Consider the following 14,261-nt stretch of genomic DNA (forward strand, 5'->3'; position numbering starts at 1 on the left):
TCCGAACCCGAAGAGCTGCCAAACAACGGCTTTCCCGGGGGGCTGCGGGGATTGTTAATTGCAGTAATTTCCTTATAGCAAGTGCGTCAAGTGCGATGACCTACGCTGTCACCTAGGATTCAATGGGTGCTTTGGGATTGGATAGAGCGAACTCGAGAACGACCTGGTGCGATGGGTCACCCCAAAGCTTATGGGCGTACCACATTGAGAAGTCCGACCGGAAAACGTTGGACCTAAGCCCATCTTTACGAATTTTCATTGGCAATCCGCATTGCTGTTTAAATTCATCGATGAGACGATCCTGTTCCTCGGGCTCCAGATCAGTACAGAGACTGAACGCTTCCTTCGAACGGTGTGCGAGGTAACGCTGAAACACCTCTTCAGGTGTCTCAACATTGGCCTTCGGTTTAATTTTCGGGGCTTCCAGCTTGGGCACCGCCGGCGCCCAGTCATTTTTCAGCGCAGACTTAAAGTAAGCCGCTGGCTGCTTGAGGGCCTCGGCCCCCTTCTTTGCCATCCGTTCTTCTACCAACTGAAGTGTGGAGATGATCTTGTTTTCCGAATTCGTGGCTACTAGATCCGACGCATCCCTTTCAGAAAATCCGAGACGGATTACTCTCTCCAGCAACTCGCCATCAACAACAGGGGGGGCAGGAAACTCAATGACGGCCTGCTCCGATTTCCTAACCCGGAACTGTAGCTCGGATACGCGTCGACCCAGCTTATGCTCGATCAGCTCGATGTTGATGTCAGTGACGGAATTCACTTCGGCGATGGCCGGCTTGAACGTGTCTCGCTTGGCGATTTTGTATTCTGGATAACCTTGGCCAGCTGGGTTTCCGCTCACGGAGTCAAACCACTCTGTCCAGGGAAGACGAGCCGTGAGCTGTGAAGGGTTAGTTAAGAATCTCCGGCAGATCTCGTACAGGGCCAGGCTGGCTCCACTACGAAACTGGTTCTGGTAAACGAAAGCCAAGTTTGTGTATTGGTCTGGTCTCATAACAGCGGCCTCGACCTCTGGTGGAAATGCGAAACCCACCCAGATCTGACCGCCGCGGGACTTCAACCCATTGGGATTTGCCAATGTAAACGCGGAAAGAAGCGATTGTGACGTCCACTGAACGTTATCTTCAGAGATGATTCGGATGTCTTTCAGCTCCTGGAGGTATTCCTTAAGGCGCTTTGTGTCGTTCGATTCGTACGCGGCGTCTCTTGCAAGATCTGCGAGCGGAACCCAAAAGTACTTTTTGTTTGCCTCTGTCACGACGGGCGCATTTCGACCAGGACTGCCTAGCTTCTGGGCATGGTGCATCAGGACATTGAACATCTTCCTCGACAGAAGTGTCAACTTGCCCTTTCTAACTCGCAGACCAATAGCTTCGTTCGACTTACGCAGTTCTCTTGATTCAGAGACACCTTGAGCGTAGTCGTCGAATGGTGCTATAGCTCGTTTACTTGATTTATCCACGTAGTTCCTTGTTCGTGGCAACAATGATGCGCTAAAGGTGAGAACAAATCAACGTTCAATCTCACTTTTCGAAATTTCCTTCCGGGGGAAATGGACTAGGTCCCTGTAAACTCTCACCCTTCGCTCCCCTACGAGTCAGTACTTATCTGCCGCCTTAGACCGGTTCCTGTAAACTCTCACCTTAAGTAATCGCCGGCGAATAGTCCCTGTAAACTCTCACCTTTAAGAGGGTCAGGCCCGCGTACACGAAGGACTTGCGCCCCTCTCCCTGCAAGTTCTCACCTTTTATCCCGTATCCACTCACCCAACTTACCGTATACCCTCACCTAAGGTGAGCAAGTTTCCCGTTTGTCCTCACCTAACTTCCTGTAAATTCTCACCTAACTCCCCGTTGGATCTCACCATACCGCCTTGAAACCCTTATATCGCGCGACTTTCCGGTGCCGTTAACGTTGTTAACCTTTCCAAGTGTCTTATTCAACATACTCAACACCCCTCTTTCAGAGGTGTTTTAGAAGAAAATGCCTAAAACCGAAGGACTTGGCGATCTTCAGTTCCTGCAAAGTCTCACCTTTCGTTAAATCACATCACTAATTACTTGCGCTGTCAGCAATAAGTCTTTGTTTCTAAATGGATGAGTCCGGTCCCTGTAAAAGCTCACCTATCGTTGAATACTTCCTGAAAAAGCTCACCTTTTTACATTCAAGGCGCATTCTTGCGTGTTATTGGGCACTGCAGGGCTCTTTTTGTATTCACTTTTCTCATGCGACAGCCGAAAGCTTTTACTGCGCAGGCCTCTCCATAGGGATCTCCAAATGAGAACGAGGGACATTAAAGCCCCTCGACACATGGTTCCCGTAAAGTCTCACCTTTGGACTTACTGAGCCTTAAAACGCTCGCGCAGTTCGTCCATTAATTTTTCCCGCTCTTTCGCATCCAGGATAGTGATTTCGAAGGCGACCTTCCCCGAGTTGAATTCCTTAATGAACCCGGCCGAACCAGTGCCCTCCCCGTCTTTCATGGGAATTTTGTACTGTCGCGGTGTCTCTTTTGTCTTACGTTGTTTCGGTTCGGAGATCTTTTGGCGTGCTTCGGTGATTTCTTTCCGCCCTATCTCTTCCCGCCCAAGTCTTTCGGCCAAGGCTAACGCGTCTTTCTCGCCTTCCGGGCCCGCAGCATTCATATACAGCACCAGTTCATATAGTGCCGATAACGAGAATTTGGACGGATCGCTGCTCTGCTTGATCAGTTCCGTGATCGATCCTGGCAACTTCAACAGCTGAATGGTTTTATTGATCGTTGGAGCCGACTTATTTACGACGGGCTCTAACGCTGCTTCGCTCGGGTAAATGCCATCATCGAGCAACTGTTTCCAAGCGAAGGCATCATCAAGAGGTGATTGAGCTTCCCGTTCCTCGTTTGCATCGTAGGAGTGCTTATAGAGCTCAGCATCCGTCAGGCCTGGAAGAACACGCAGTCGAATGGTCGGTTTTTTTAAATGTTTGCATGCTCTCAGGCGGTACTCTCCATCCGCGAGAACATATTGCCCGTTTCTTACCGTTGCAAGGCAGGCATTCTGCTGACCAAGTGCTGCGATGCTCTGGGCGCGGGCCAGCACGCGATCTTGCCGATAGATCCGTCGCGCGTTGTAAGGATTGACTTGAACCTCACTTGGGGGAACTTCTACTTCATACGGCTCGTCCGGAGATTTCGGTGAACTGGATACCAACACGTTTTCAATCGGGGCCGCTGCATCGTGGAACCCAGTCGGTTGCGATTCCAATGTTTTGGCTGCAGACGCGAAACGGTCAGGGGCACCCAGCGTAGAGGCGATATTTGCTTGGGACTTATTCAGCGCTGCGCGCAAGTCACGTTTAGCCATTTTTCTTCACTTTCTTAAATTTCAAAATCTCCAAAACTTCGTCAGCAAGCGCTTCGACTTCTATGACTGCTTGCCCGCCTGTCTTTTTCGGAAGACCGTGCACTGTCGATCCGAAGATCTGACTTTCAGGGTAAGCGTTACGCGATGAGATTCGCGACTTTAGAACTGGTATTTCAGGATTTTGTTCTTGCAGCTCTGCGAGGCAAGCTTCGTATACCTGCCCCCGACCCATTTTAGAAATCAGGAAGTAGGTCTTCAATGTCGGATTGTGAGCCAGTGCGTTGACCGCAAGTTCTTTCGCCTTCTCAGTCGCCCATACGTTGTCCATGACAGGGATCACAGGAATGATTCCAAGATCTGCGATGAGCAGTGTTGCCCAAGGTATCGGGGAGTCAATCGCGGGCGGGCAATCAATCAAAATCACGTCGTAGTCTGGCGCAAGCTTCTGAATTTCGCCGACCATGTTTTTCCCCATGGCCGCTAAGGAAACAACTGTCGCTGGAAAAGGATTTTCAACGCCAGCAGAAGCACTCCACACCGATGCTGTGCCCTGTTTGTCGAGGTCACCCAACAGGGTTCGTATTCCCCGCAATGCAAGAGTCCCTGCGAGCTGGACAGATGTGGTGGTTTTACCGCAGCCACCCTTTTGGTTGAATACACCGATGATCAATGCGGACATAATTTCCCTCACAAGTTTGTTTATTGAATATTGCGAAATTATATTACAGCAGATATTTTTTAAGCAAATTTGCCAAAGCGAATTCAAGAAGATTGGTTAGTTGAGCAGAGCAGCGACACTAACGGCTTTCACGCGTGAAAGATGCCTTATCGGGACGCGGGTGGCGCGTTTGTTGGCTAGAGTGATGAGCCTTTGAGGTTGAGGCAAGTACTCGCGGCAGACTAATTCTTTCACGCGTGAAAGATGCCTAAAGTGCCTGGCGAGAATGGTGCGCAATGTCGAATCAGTGCAACGCCTTTCACGCGTGAAAGGCCGGACGAGAAGAGCTGCTTTGGCTCCCGTGTTTTTACTTTATTGTCTTGCGCGGATACTTTAGCGTAGACCGGATAGCTGGCCGTGCCCCCGCAATTAGCCAATTTCACGCGTGAAAGTTCGCTTATTTCGCCATCCTTTCATGCTGAAGGGCATTGTTTTTCCAGCCGATAGTCTGGACGTACTCTGTCCTTCCCTATGTCGATTCTCTATTCCACGTTCGCCGAGGAGGCGCCGGGTCGGTTTCTCAATGAGATGATCCGGGTGCGTGGCTCAAGGAGGGTTCTCACTTTCACGCGTGAAAGTTGGGCTCGTTGGACTGGCACGTGCCGTGGGTAAATCGCCCAGTTTGATGTGCCTCTGAAGTCGGAGTGTACACAGTCGTGCGAGACGGGTAACGTCCTCCCTGTTGGCGACAGCAGGTGGCAGAACGCGTGAATCACGCTGGTCTCCGTAAGGTTCTTTCACGCGTGAAAGGAGGCGTTTGTGTTCAGCCACGGATTCCATCTTCCCGGAATTGCTAAGTTATCTGTTTCCGACTTTCACGCGTGAAAGCTACTTGTACAACTGATCGGCGAAATTCTCCATATGCTCGGCTCGCTCAGCGATGTCGTTGTCTAGATACATGCTCGTGGTGTCTACAGACGCGTGGCCCATGTTGTTCTTTACTGTTTCCAGTGGGACCTTATTCCCTAGTGCATGGGTAGCGTACGTGTGCCGAATCCAGTGAGTACTCGCAGCCTGGAACTTGGCACGATCGGTTGAGCCGCCGGGGAAGCGCAACATCAACGACTGAAAAAATGTCTTTAGTAGCTTGTAGATCGCGTCACGGCTAAGGTATTCATCTACAAACGAGGGGTCGTGTTCGTAGCGATCTGGATGTTCAAGCTGTGCCTTCAGCTTCTTGGCCTCCGGATTCGAAGTGCCCCGGATTCTCTCCACCAATGGGGCATCTACCGGTGCCGCTTTGAGTGACTCTATCGATCGAGATCGGAGATAACGTTCGAGTTCATCTATTAATACCTGGGGAACAGGTATCTCGCGAAGCTTCTTGCCCTTGCCTAGGACATTCATCTTGAAGTAGCGCCGACCTCCGGTAATTGATGTTTCCTCAAGGATGTCGGAAACCTTGGCGCGAGCAAGTTCGTGAAGGCGCAGGCCAGTTAAATAGGAAAACATGACAATGAATCGTAGTCGTGCGCCGGCAGGGGAGGGCGGCAGTGACAAGGCTTCATCCCGTATTATTTTCCATTGCTCTTTTGTAAAACTTCTCGAAACGTCGATCTTGTTTCGGTCGGCAGGTATGGAGGCGCTATCCCACGGATTGGTGTGTAGATAGCCCGTTTTTACCATCCATCGGAACATGCCTCGGATAATCACCAGCGCCTGTTTTTGTGATGCTGGTTGTAGAGCTTGGTGTCGCTTCCGCGTCTTAACTCCCTCAGCATCGATACTGAACGGACTCAAAAATGGTCGCCAGTATGTACTGTCGCGTTCATATTTCTTGTCACTCATCCAGGAGTCTTGGCTTATACGGAAGGTCTGATTCCAGTAGTCGTCACTGACACGTCCCAGGTCATTGAGGAATTTTTGATATGCCAAGCAGTCCGCGGTAGTGATCGAAGACAAAGGTTTGTCCCGTTCAATCGTTGCCCACAAGAAAAACCTTTCAGCTTCCTTGCGGTAGGAGCGTGTTGTATCTTCATCCTTCAGTTTCTGCAACCAAAGGACTATGGCTTCGCGATCGTTATTCGCGCCACTGCCGTTTCTGTCCCCCCGATTGCTTCCAATTTCACCCGAGAGATGAGTAGGGGGGCTAAAGTACTCAAATGGAACGAGCCCAAATTGGATTAGCCGAATCGCTCTTGCATCATAGACAGTTACGTCCGTACCAATTTCGTCACGGTACAACCAGAGCCATTTGGAGATTCGAGCTGCTGTCACCTCGCCTAGCCTAGGGACATCCTTGTACCAAAGGGGCCCGTTCGCTTTCACATAGGTGGCAAGATCTGAAACGGTCAGAATGTCGACCTTCTTGAATTGCTTCACCAGGTATTCAAGGAGCCAAGCCTCGAGCAAATCGGCAGGTCTCGGGCTGACGTTTGTCTTCATCTGAAGCCATGCTAGCGCTTCAGCCTGCCGCTTCCTTAAGCGGGCGTTCCGTATCCGTTTTTGCTCACTAATTCCCCCAGAGTAAGTATCTTCAAAAAGGGCGAGGAGATCCTTTTCCGAGTACATCTCGTAAGGATCATGTTCCTCTCTAAACTCTTCAAGAGTTGGGACGGAAGGGGAGGGCGGGTTTATTTTTGCCGGCGAGACGTCAATAATCCGAGCAACAGCGTGCTTTCCGTGGCGCTTGGCCAGGAGTTTGAGATCTTGCCTGATCCATTTGACTGTAGCCTCGATCGTGCGCAGGTGGATGCTTGATGTTTCCGCTGTCTCCAGATAGCGATGTGCTAGTTGGGCAATATCTAATCCTTCGAGGTATCCCTTGAAGAATGCGAAATGGTGGCGCCCAATTTTGCCCAGGATTCTCTCGGTCCCACGTCGACGGGGATAGGGCAGGGTGGCTGTATCTTTACTTGTCATATTTGCATCTAAAAAGCCGATCGCCATAGAGCCACGTTATCGGCCCGTAGCGACGTTTTCTTCATTTTCCTGCCATTCCCCCTGGGCAGGCATCGTTCGCGCCTCTTGGATTGATCTGAAAGGCCACTTTTCAGCTGGTTGCCTGCTCGCGCAAGCTAGAAACTGCTGCTCCCGCAGTCAGGCCCATGCTGGGCAGGCACGCGCCGGGAAATCTGAGGCGTTGAGCTCCGCCCTACCTTGCGACCCAAGCCGCGGTCCACAGATCGAGACTCACTTGGTTCTGCCCACTTGATGGATGTTGCACCAGTTCCACACCAGCTTCACCAATGAAGGCCAGCTCGAAGAAGCAAAAATCCTGGCTTAAAGGAGTTTCATGCCAGAAATCTTTTAAACCTGGAGTGCAGATCCAGGTCCAGAGCACCTCTCATCACGCCGGCGCCAGCTAACTCTGTCCTAAATATTCATCTAACTCTGGATTTTTCCGTACTTTGTTCACTTAACTCTGGATTTTCTTGATTGCAATTTAATAACTTGGGCATCAAACCCTGATCCCGCGGGTTGATCTCAACTTGATGCCGGCGAAATCCAGAGTTAAGTGACAAAAATCCAGACTTAGATGATTTCCGACATTTCAGCGACAGTTGCAATTTATGCATCGATGTTCGGCCGACATTAGTTCGGCAGTCCAATGCACCACGCGGCTGCAGCAAGTACGTCTGCGTTTCATATGAGCAACTACCTGTGAGGGCTAGCTGTATACCCAGTTGGCCTTCAAGTCCTTGATTCCATTGCCAATATTTATGATCGGCGCGTCATTATTTTTGAGCGTTCTCATTTTCGAATATTTCATTTATGCAACTTTCGAGAGCTTCACCAATGGATACCTCATTTCAACCGTTTAAATTCATGTCGTGATTAGAACTATAATCACGAATAGAGGTTTGGAAAAAATGCCGAAATATTGTTATTTCGGCATTTTTTCGCGCATCTGACCGCGCTGTACCGTGCAACGTTGCTTGAATTGTAGTCGCACATCTGGCGAGTGCAAGGGAATTCGAGCGGTGATGATGGGTGCCTCCCAGGTGCGGCAGGTTTCGTGAGCCAGCGCATAGGGGTCGGGCGGCTAGTATCGGGCTTAATCTCCACGTTCTGCAGCGATCACTCGGGCCCTTGCCAGGTTCATAGCGGCTGGATGTGGGCCAGGCTCCGCGATGCGTCGGATACGAGTGGCGCGATACCACTGCTCCGGAGAAGCCTGAAGGATATAACATTGCGCCTAGACGATAATAGTGGCTTTAATTCGTATCATATCGTATCATCTCAATCATATCATCTTGAGGGAGCTAAAATTGGCCCGGGAACCATCGATTACACGTGAGCAGGTCTTCGGCGTCTGCGATACTCTGGTTGCGAACAAAGTGCGGCCGACTCTGCGTACTGTGCGAGATCACTTAGGGGCAGGAAGCAACCTGACGATCAATCGCCTGGTCAATGAATGGAAGAGTGAGCATGCGGCACCTGCCGTCACCGCTTCTTCGTTGCCCCCTGCGCTTCAGCGAGGCATCGCAGAATTCGTTGCAGTTGAGATTGCTGCGGCTCGCGCCCCATTGGAAACGGAGATCGCAGAACAACAGCAAACGAATCACGACCTCGCCGCCGAGATCGAGCGCCAGACTGCCGAGATTGAAACTCTGATGGGGACTGTAGCGACCTTGACAACAGCAAAGTCTGCCGCAGAGGCGAATATCGCTATGCTGAGCGACGCCCTAGCCGCCGAGAAGGAGAGCGTTCTGCGGGAGAGAGCGGCGGCCGAGCAGGCTCGTGTTGAACTGGCCAAAGACAAGCTCCGCTTGGAATCGATGCCTGATTTAAAGAAAGAACTTGAGGGCCTGCGCGCCGAGCTGAATCAAGAGCGACAACAGCGGATTGATGCAGAACGGCAGCTGGCAGTCTGTGAAGCCCTTCGAGCTCAGTCGGAGGCTGCTGGAAAAGCTGGGGACTAGTGTGTAGAACTGCGCATTTCCTTTCGCTAACCAGCATCTTTGAGTCGCCCTAGCTGCGGCAATAAAGTTTTTACACGGATTAACGTCTGATGTCACGAGCCGGACCTTCCAGGAAGATGCCGGTCAGCCTTGCTTGACACGTCATGCGGCAGATATATAATAAAACTTATAAGCACAAAGGGAGAGCATGATGCTCACATTCAAAGTGACTACCGTTGGCGCATCCGAAGGGCTGATCCTGAACAAGGAAGCCAAACGTATCCTGAACGTCCAGAAAGGCGATACGCTTTACCTGACCGAGGCGCCAGACGGCGCAATGCGAATCACGCCGTACAACCCTGAGTTCGAACGCCAGATGGCCTTGGCGGAGTCGATCATGCACGACGATCGTGAGATCCTCCGCGTGCTCGCTAAATGAACTGGCAGTGGGTGCAGCGTGAAACCGTTTTTGCGGTTCATGACAAGCAGCTCGCGGTGCATGGCGGCCTGGCTGGGATTAAGGACCTCAACGCTGTCGAGTCTGCGCTTTATCGGGCTCAGAACCTTGACGCCTATGGCAATCCACCACCTGATGCGGCCGACCTCGCGGCGGCCTACATTTATGGTATCGCCACCAGCCACGGCTTCAGCGACGGCAACAAACGGACCGCTTGGGTGATCGGTCGTTTGTTTTTGGCGCTCAACGGCCAGACTTTGGCATTCGACCAGATTGAAGCCATCAACTTTATGCTGACGGTCGCCGCCGGCGACATGCCAGAGCAGCAGGTCGCTGACTGGATCAGGCGCCGCCTGACCGTGTAACGGTCCTTCGCCGACGTAAACGTGGCATTTTGGTCAGATATTGTGGACAGACCGCATCTTGCTCATCGATGAGAGGGTTGCGTTTGCAAGTGCCGGACCGAAGGCCTTAGCGGGACGCAGCGAGTGCACTGGCGCAGGTGATGACAGTAGTCACACGTAGCACTGGCGACTTTCTACTTTCTATCTACTGGGGGCGTCTTCTGAATCTTTGAGAATACTTTCACGCGTGAAAGGTTGGAGACCGCTATTTGTGCCCATCTCTCAAAACCGTTAAATTAGAAACTCCCCTGCCCCAGCAAAAACACGTGGTCAACCGTTGATCTCCTCTGCACCATGACTCCCCCCGTACCTGTGCGCACACACCTCCTGTCGGTCGGAATTGCTCGGCATGTGTTTACTCACCAGCAGCACGGCATTGTGTTCGTACGCGATGCCATAACACTTCACGATGCCCGCGCATACGGACTGCAGCCCGTCGTTCTATATGCCGTCAGTGTTCCTGGCACCCCCATTATTTGGCACGGTTTCGGTTCGCCGGATGCTCTGCAATCGTTGCGCGGACAATTGATCGAGGCCTGGCGCTCGTGCCCACAACTTCGGGGCTACCCCGACGTGCTACGCATAAGCCATCAACTTGCCGCCTCCTGCCAGCGCTTGCAAACGGAATTTGCGGCCCATGGCATCAAGGTAGAAGTAGCCGCCAGTAATGATCACAAATTTTCAGCGGCGCTGCGCAGCGCGCAGAACAGCACACTGCAATTGGGTTGGTCCTTGGGTCAATCTATGCCACAGCGCACGCTGGCGCAGCTGCAGAAGAATGCCGCACACGTATTGACCATGCATGAGGATCTCCGATCCTGGCGCATCGGCGGAGCAGCCCTGGTGGAAGCGACCCGGGCGCATCTTGCCTTGCCAGTCAGACCCTTCACGAACATAGAGTTGGGGCCGGAAAGCATGGATTGGTCGTCGGGACCGTGGATGTCGGCGTGGGAAAGAAACTTACCGCCTGAGCGGGAGCGGTCGTTTCATACAAACGATGACGGGAAAGTCTGGCTGTTCTTCAAAGAGCCGGACGAGCACATCGATGCCAGCAGTGCCCAGTTCGATATGCTACCGGGATGCCTGAGTGCGATTTTGCCGTGCTGGCCGAACGGTGCTGCCAGCTTGGCCAGGGCGGCCGGGTTGACGCTGAAAAAACTGCAGTGGTTCATCGCTGATCGCCAAGCGATTGACCAGCAGGCCCGCCATCGCCTGATGACTCTGGTAGGAATTGAAATGAACGCCCACCGTGAAGAAAAGCTGGCCGGGGGCTGCATACTGACTGCCGGTTCGCTTCGGGCGACGGTGCGTCTGTACGACGAACTCACACATGGCGGCGATGTAACCTATGCTATTGAGATCTTGCCGGTTAGCGGTCTGGCTGATCCAAGCTGGCGCTATGTGCTCATAGAAGCTTGCGGTTGCCTCATGAACGTGTTGATGGTGCCTCGCGTAGGCGATGTCTCCGCGCATCTTGATGCCGCGCATTTCATCAATTTATCGGGACAATGCGACATCCCCGACGCTCTCTATACGGGTATCGTCGGCGCTTGCGGCAGAGCATGCATCGATACGGCGCGCAATCGTAGCGAAATGATGGCATATCTTCAGCAGAATTATGACCGGCTTGTCCAGCACTTGCCGTCACGTTGGTAGTTTTTTAGTGACGTCTGGTCGATAGCGGCCAGACGGCCCCAAGGACACTAGGGCCGGCACAAGCGGATTGTCAACTGTGCGTCTTACCATCACACGCAAACCAGGATGCCCCGGTTGGCATCAGCTTTAGCTGAAGGACTGCAAGGATGGCTCCCAAAAGGTCAGCTGCAATTTGCTCGTACTGCAGCTCCCCTCTAGCCGGATGATTGTCCCAACCAAAGTACGCCTGTTTGACCTCCCACCACCCAACAGTGCAGCACAAATACATGGCGGCAATGACGAGCGCTACGTGTACCTCGTGGGTGAAGGCACAACGGTACCAGCGAGCAAATCCAGGTTGGAACCGATTCACCGGCCTGCCATACTTCGAAATTTTCGGACCGCCGCGCATGGTCAAGTGGTACCAAATGCATAGAAACAGGACGGCGAGGATGACAAACCCGTATGCCGCAAGGAAGTGCTCAACTGTTGCCCTAGCCTCGTATCCGATGGCATTTGTCAGTTCGTCTCTTAGGGCGCTGACCTTGGGCGTCCTGAGAAAGAGCGCAACCCTGATGGCGAACATGCCGAGAAACAAATGGGAGAGAACGAGCATTGTCCCCCGAACGTAATTAATGAAACTGGACTTCAACAGCATTGACGACTCCTGAAAGATGAAACTGGGTGATGAAGGCCTTGGAGGCCGGGCTATCTGCTTGAACTACTATGCGTGTAGCCAGATGATTTAAATGGGTATAGCACTGTTTCATCGTCATGAGCCCTGCATCGTGATAACGTCTATCCACGGCCAAGAAACTGGGGTAATCTACGACCAGTCGCACGGCGGCATGCAGCACTCCCTCCCCAAGAAATAACACTTCCCAATTCGCTGTCGAATAAGCACCGCATATGACTTGTGGCGCCTATTCCGTTTTCCTTGGCCTTTCCTAGGCATTCACACACTTGCCGGATATCGGCGTAATTCAACCCTAGCGGGAAAGCTCCCGCTCAGGATGCTTTCTCGCGTCTTTGGAGAAAGCAAATGAGCGTTTTTTCATATCCAGAACGTGGTAAGTGGGGCAAGAGTGTTGAATTGCACTGAAAACTGACCCACTTTTGGAGTGAACCCTTCGGGCTGGACCAAGGTTGGTCGAGAAACTAAGCCGCTTGCCGAGCAAGTTGTGCTTCGAACTGGTTAGGTGATTGATAGCCCAATGCAGAGTGCATGCGCCGTTCGTTGTAAATCTCCTCGATGAAGTAAGGCAGTCTCGCCGCCACGTCGTCGAATTTCTCATAGCCGGCCAGATAAACCTCTTCGACCTTGAGCGTCTTCATGAAGCTCTCCGCCTGAGCGTTGTGATACGGATTGGCTGGCGCACTCATCGATCCTATCAGACCAAATTTCGCCAAAGCATCCCGGTATAAAGCACTGGCATATTGGCACCCGCGATCCGTATGGTGAATGCACGTACCCGGCGCCGGTTTGCGAATTCCGTAGGCGGCCGTCAGCGCGGCCAAGGCCAGAGGCGTGTCGATCCGCCTGGATAAAGCGTAGCCGATTACCTTGCGACTACAAGCATCCAGAACAACGGCCAGGTAGATAAAGCCGGATGCTATTCGGATGTAGGTGATATCAGCGACCCAAACACGATCTGGCTCTGTTGGAATGATGTTCTGATAGTGATTGGGAAAGACGGCGACATCAGTTTCAGAGCCGGCCACCGGTTTGAACCTTCGCCGATGATGGCCGTACACTTCGTGCTCACGCATGATCCTGGCCACGCGCTTGTGATTGACCACATGCCCGCGTGCCCTCAGCTCCAACGTGATTCGACGATAGCCATAGCCTGGGAATACATCGTGGATGTCTTCTATCAAATGGGCCAGCTCTGTATCACCGAGTGCCCAAGTAGCCGGCTTGGGCTGGTAATAGTAGGTGCTACGCGGCAGATCGATCATTTGGCATCCTCGTCGGATGGAGCAAACTTGGGGCCGCTGATGATCGATGAGCTGCCGTTGTTGCTGACGAGTCGTAGTCGTGGTGTTTTTTTAAGAAGATCCAGCTCCATCGTCAGCTGGCCGACCTTCCGTTCCAAAGCAGCAATATGAGCTTCATACTCTGCGACCGTTGTTGCAGCGGCGTCTTCCTGGTCCAGCTCGCCGCGATCAAACTGCCCAAGCCACATCTGCATGAGATTCGCTGACAAGTTATGGGTCTTGAGCGCCTCTCGCCGCCCCAGCTTGCCGCTGCGGATATCGCTACAGATTTGTATCTTGAATTGCGGGCTGTGCCGCCGATAGGGACCTCGTGATGCCATGATGTCGCTCCTCCAGAGAAGGCTCGACAAGCGTATCACTTCATCGTCAACCCCTGGTCCAGCCCGAGGGGTTCACTCCATTTTCCAGGAAATTTGCATCCTAAGTTGACCCATGTTTAGCCCACAATCCTGCTCATCACAGCGAGCGGGAGAACGGAGTGATAGACGTGGCCCTACTTGGAATTATTCGTCGCTGGTACATCCGCGACCACATTTCGATCCGGGAAATTGCCCGCAGGCTGGACATTTCCCGGAACACGGTTCGACGCTACATTCGATCAGAAGCGATCGAACCTTCCTACCCCAGCAGGCAATCATCGAGTTCGCTAGACGAATTCGCGCCTAGACTTTCTGCCTGGTTGAGCTCCGAGGCAGTCAAATCTCGAAAACAAAGACGAACCCTCAAACAGATGTTCCTGGACTTGCGAGCGCTGGGCTACGAAGGGTCGTATGACCGCGTGGCTGCCTTCGGAAGGCAATGGAAGGTGGGTCAGATGGAGAGGGTCAATTCTGCGAGCAAATCAACACAATTTCT

At 52.5% G+C, this 14,261-nt stretch carries 11 protein-coding genes and 1 pseudogene; 5 read left to right on the forward strand and 7 right to left on the reverse strand.

Annotated features, from left to right (window positions below):
• Positions 1-112 precede the first annotated feature (112 nt).
• The 4 genes from FYB76_RS19685 to FYB76_RS19700 all read right to left on the reverse strand — a co-directional run bounded on the left by FYB76_RS19685 (position 113) and on the right by FYB76_RS19700 (position 6,957).
• On the reverse strand, positions 113-1,468 hold the full coding sequence (locus FYB76_RS19685) for a replication initiation protein (protein WP_195724679.1): 1,356 nt from the start codon (positions 1,466-1,468) through the stop codon (positions 113-115).
• Between the two features lie 877 nt (positions 1,469-2,345).
• Positions 2,346-3,350 (reverse strand): ParB/RepB/Spo0J family partition protein, encoded by a 1,005-nt coding sequence (locus tag FYB76_RS19690; protein WP_077238438.1) that lies wholly within the window; start codon positions 3,348-3,350, stop codon positions 2,346-2,348.
• Positions 3,343-4,029 carry an AAA family ATPase gene (locus tag FYB76_RS19695; RefSeq protein WP_077238437.1) on the reverse strand — a complete coding sequence of 229 codons (687 nt, stop codon included), beginning with the start codon at positions 4,027-4,029 and terminating at the stop codon, positions 3,343-3,345. Before FYB76_RS19695 ends, FYB76_RS19690 begins: the two co-directional genes overlap by 8 nt.
• Before the next feature lie 867 nt (positions 4,030-4,896).
• Positions 4,897-6,957 carry a tyrosine-type recombinase/integrase gene (locus FYB76_RS19700; protein WP_154134765.1) on the reverse strand — a complete coding sequence of 687 codons (2,061 nt, stop codon included), beginning with the start codon at positions 6,955-6,957 and terminating at the stop codon, positions 4,897-4,899.
• A 1,322-nt stretch (positions 6,958-8,279) separates the two neighbouring features.
• Between FYB76_RS19700 and FYB76_RS19705 the strand changes: the two genes are divergently transcribed.
• The 4 genes from FYB76_RS19705 (at position 8,280) to FYB76_RS19720 (ending at position 11,429) form a co-directional block, all read left to right on the forward strand.
• The gene (locus FYB76_RS19705) at positions 8,280-8,933 is read left to right on the forward strand and encodes a DNA-binding protein (RefSeq protein ID WP_195724680.1); all 654 of its coding nucleotides are present in this window, start codon (positions 8,280-8,282) and stop codon (positions 8,931-8,933) included.
• Between the two features lie 190 nt (positions 8,934-9,123).
• Positions 9,124-9,351: a transcriptional regulator gene (locus tag FYB76_RS19710; protein ID WP_077238433.1), complete on the forward strand. Its 228-nt coding sequence runs from the start codon at positions 9,124-9,126 to the stop codon at positions 9,349-9,351.
• Positions 9,348-9,734 (forward strand): type II toxin-antitoxin system death-on-curing family toxin, encoded by a 387-nt coding sequence (locus tag FYB76_RS19715; protein ID WP_077238432.1) that lies wholly within the window; start codon positions 9,348-9,350, stop codon positions 9,732-9,734. The genes FYB76_RS19710 and FYB76_RS19715 overlap by 4 nt, the downstream gene beginning before the upstream one ends.
• Positions 9,735-10,067: 333 nt before the next feature.
• Entirely contained in the window at positions 10,068-11,429 is a 1,362-nt protein-coding gene (locus tag FYB76_RS19720; RefSeq protein ID WP_077238431.1) for a hypothetical protein, read from the forward strand.
• A 70-nt stretch (positions 11,430-11,499) separates the two neighbouring features.
• Here FYB76_RS19720 and FYB76_RS19725 read toward each other — a convergent pair whose 3' ends face one another.
• The 3 genes from FYB76_RS19725 to FYB76_RS19735 all read right to left on the reverse strand — a co-directional run bounded on the left by FYB76_RS19725 (position 11,500) and on the right by FYB76_RS19735 (position 13,726).
• A complete protein-coding gene (locus tag FYB76_RS19725; RefSeq protein WP_077238430.1) occupies positions 11,500-12,066 on the reverse strand; it encodes a hypothetical protein in 567 nt (188 codons plus the stop codon).
• A 500-nt stretch (positions 12,067-12,566) separates the two neighbouring features.
• Positions 12,567-13,415, reverse strand: coding sequence for an IS3 family transposase (locus FYB76_RS19730; RefSeq protein WP_370516382.1), 849 nt, complete (start codon positions 13,413-13,415; stop codon positions 12,567-12,569).
• Complete coding sequence (locus tag FYB76_RS19735) at positions 13,364-13,726, reverse strand: transposase (RefSeq protein ID WP_154134768.1); 363 nt, start codon at positions 13,724-13,726, stop codon at positions 13,364-13,366. Before FYB76_RS19735 ends, FYB76_RS19730 begins: the two co-directional genes overlap by 52 nt.
• Positions 13,727-13,884: 158 nt before the next feature.
• Here FYB76_RS19735 and FYB76_RS19740 point away from each other — a divergent pair.
• Positions 13,885-14,253 (forward strand): annotated as a pseudogene (locus FYB76_RS19740) (helix-turn-helix domain-containing protein); the annotation flags it as partial.
• Between the last annotated feature and the right edge of the window lie 8 nt (positions 14,254-14,261).

This window comes from Herbaspirillum sp. CAH-3 (assembly GCF_009668275.1).
Taxonomy (GTDB): Bacteria; Pseudomonadota; Gammaproteobacteria; order Burkholderiales; family Burkholderiaceae_D; genus Herbaspirillum; species Herbaspirillum aquaticum.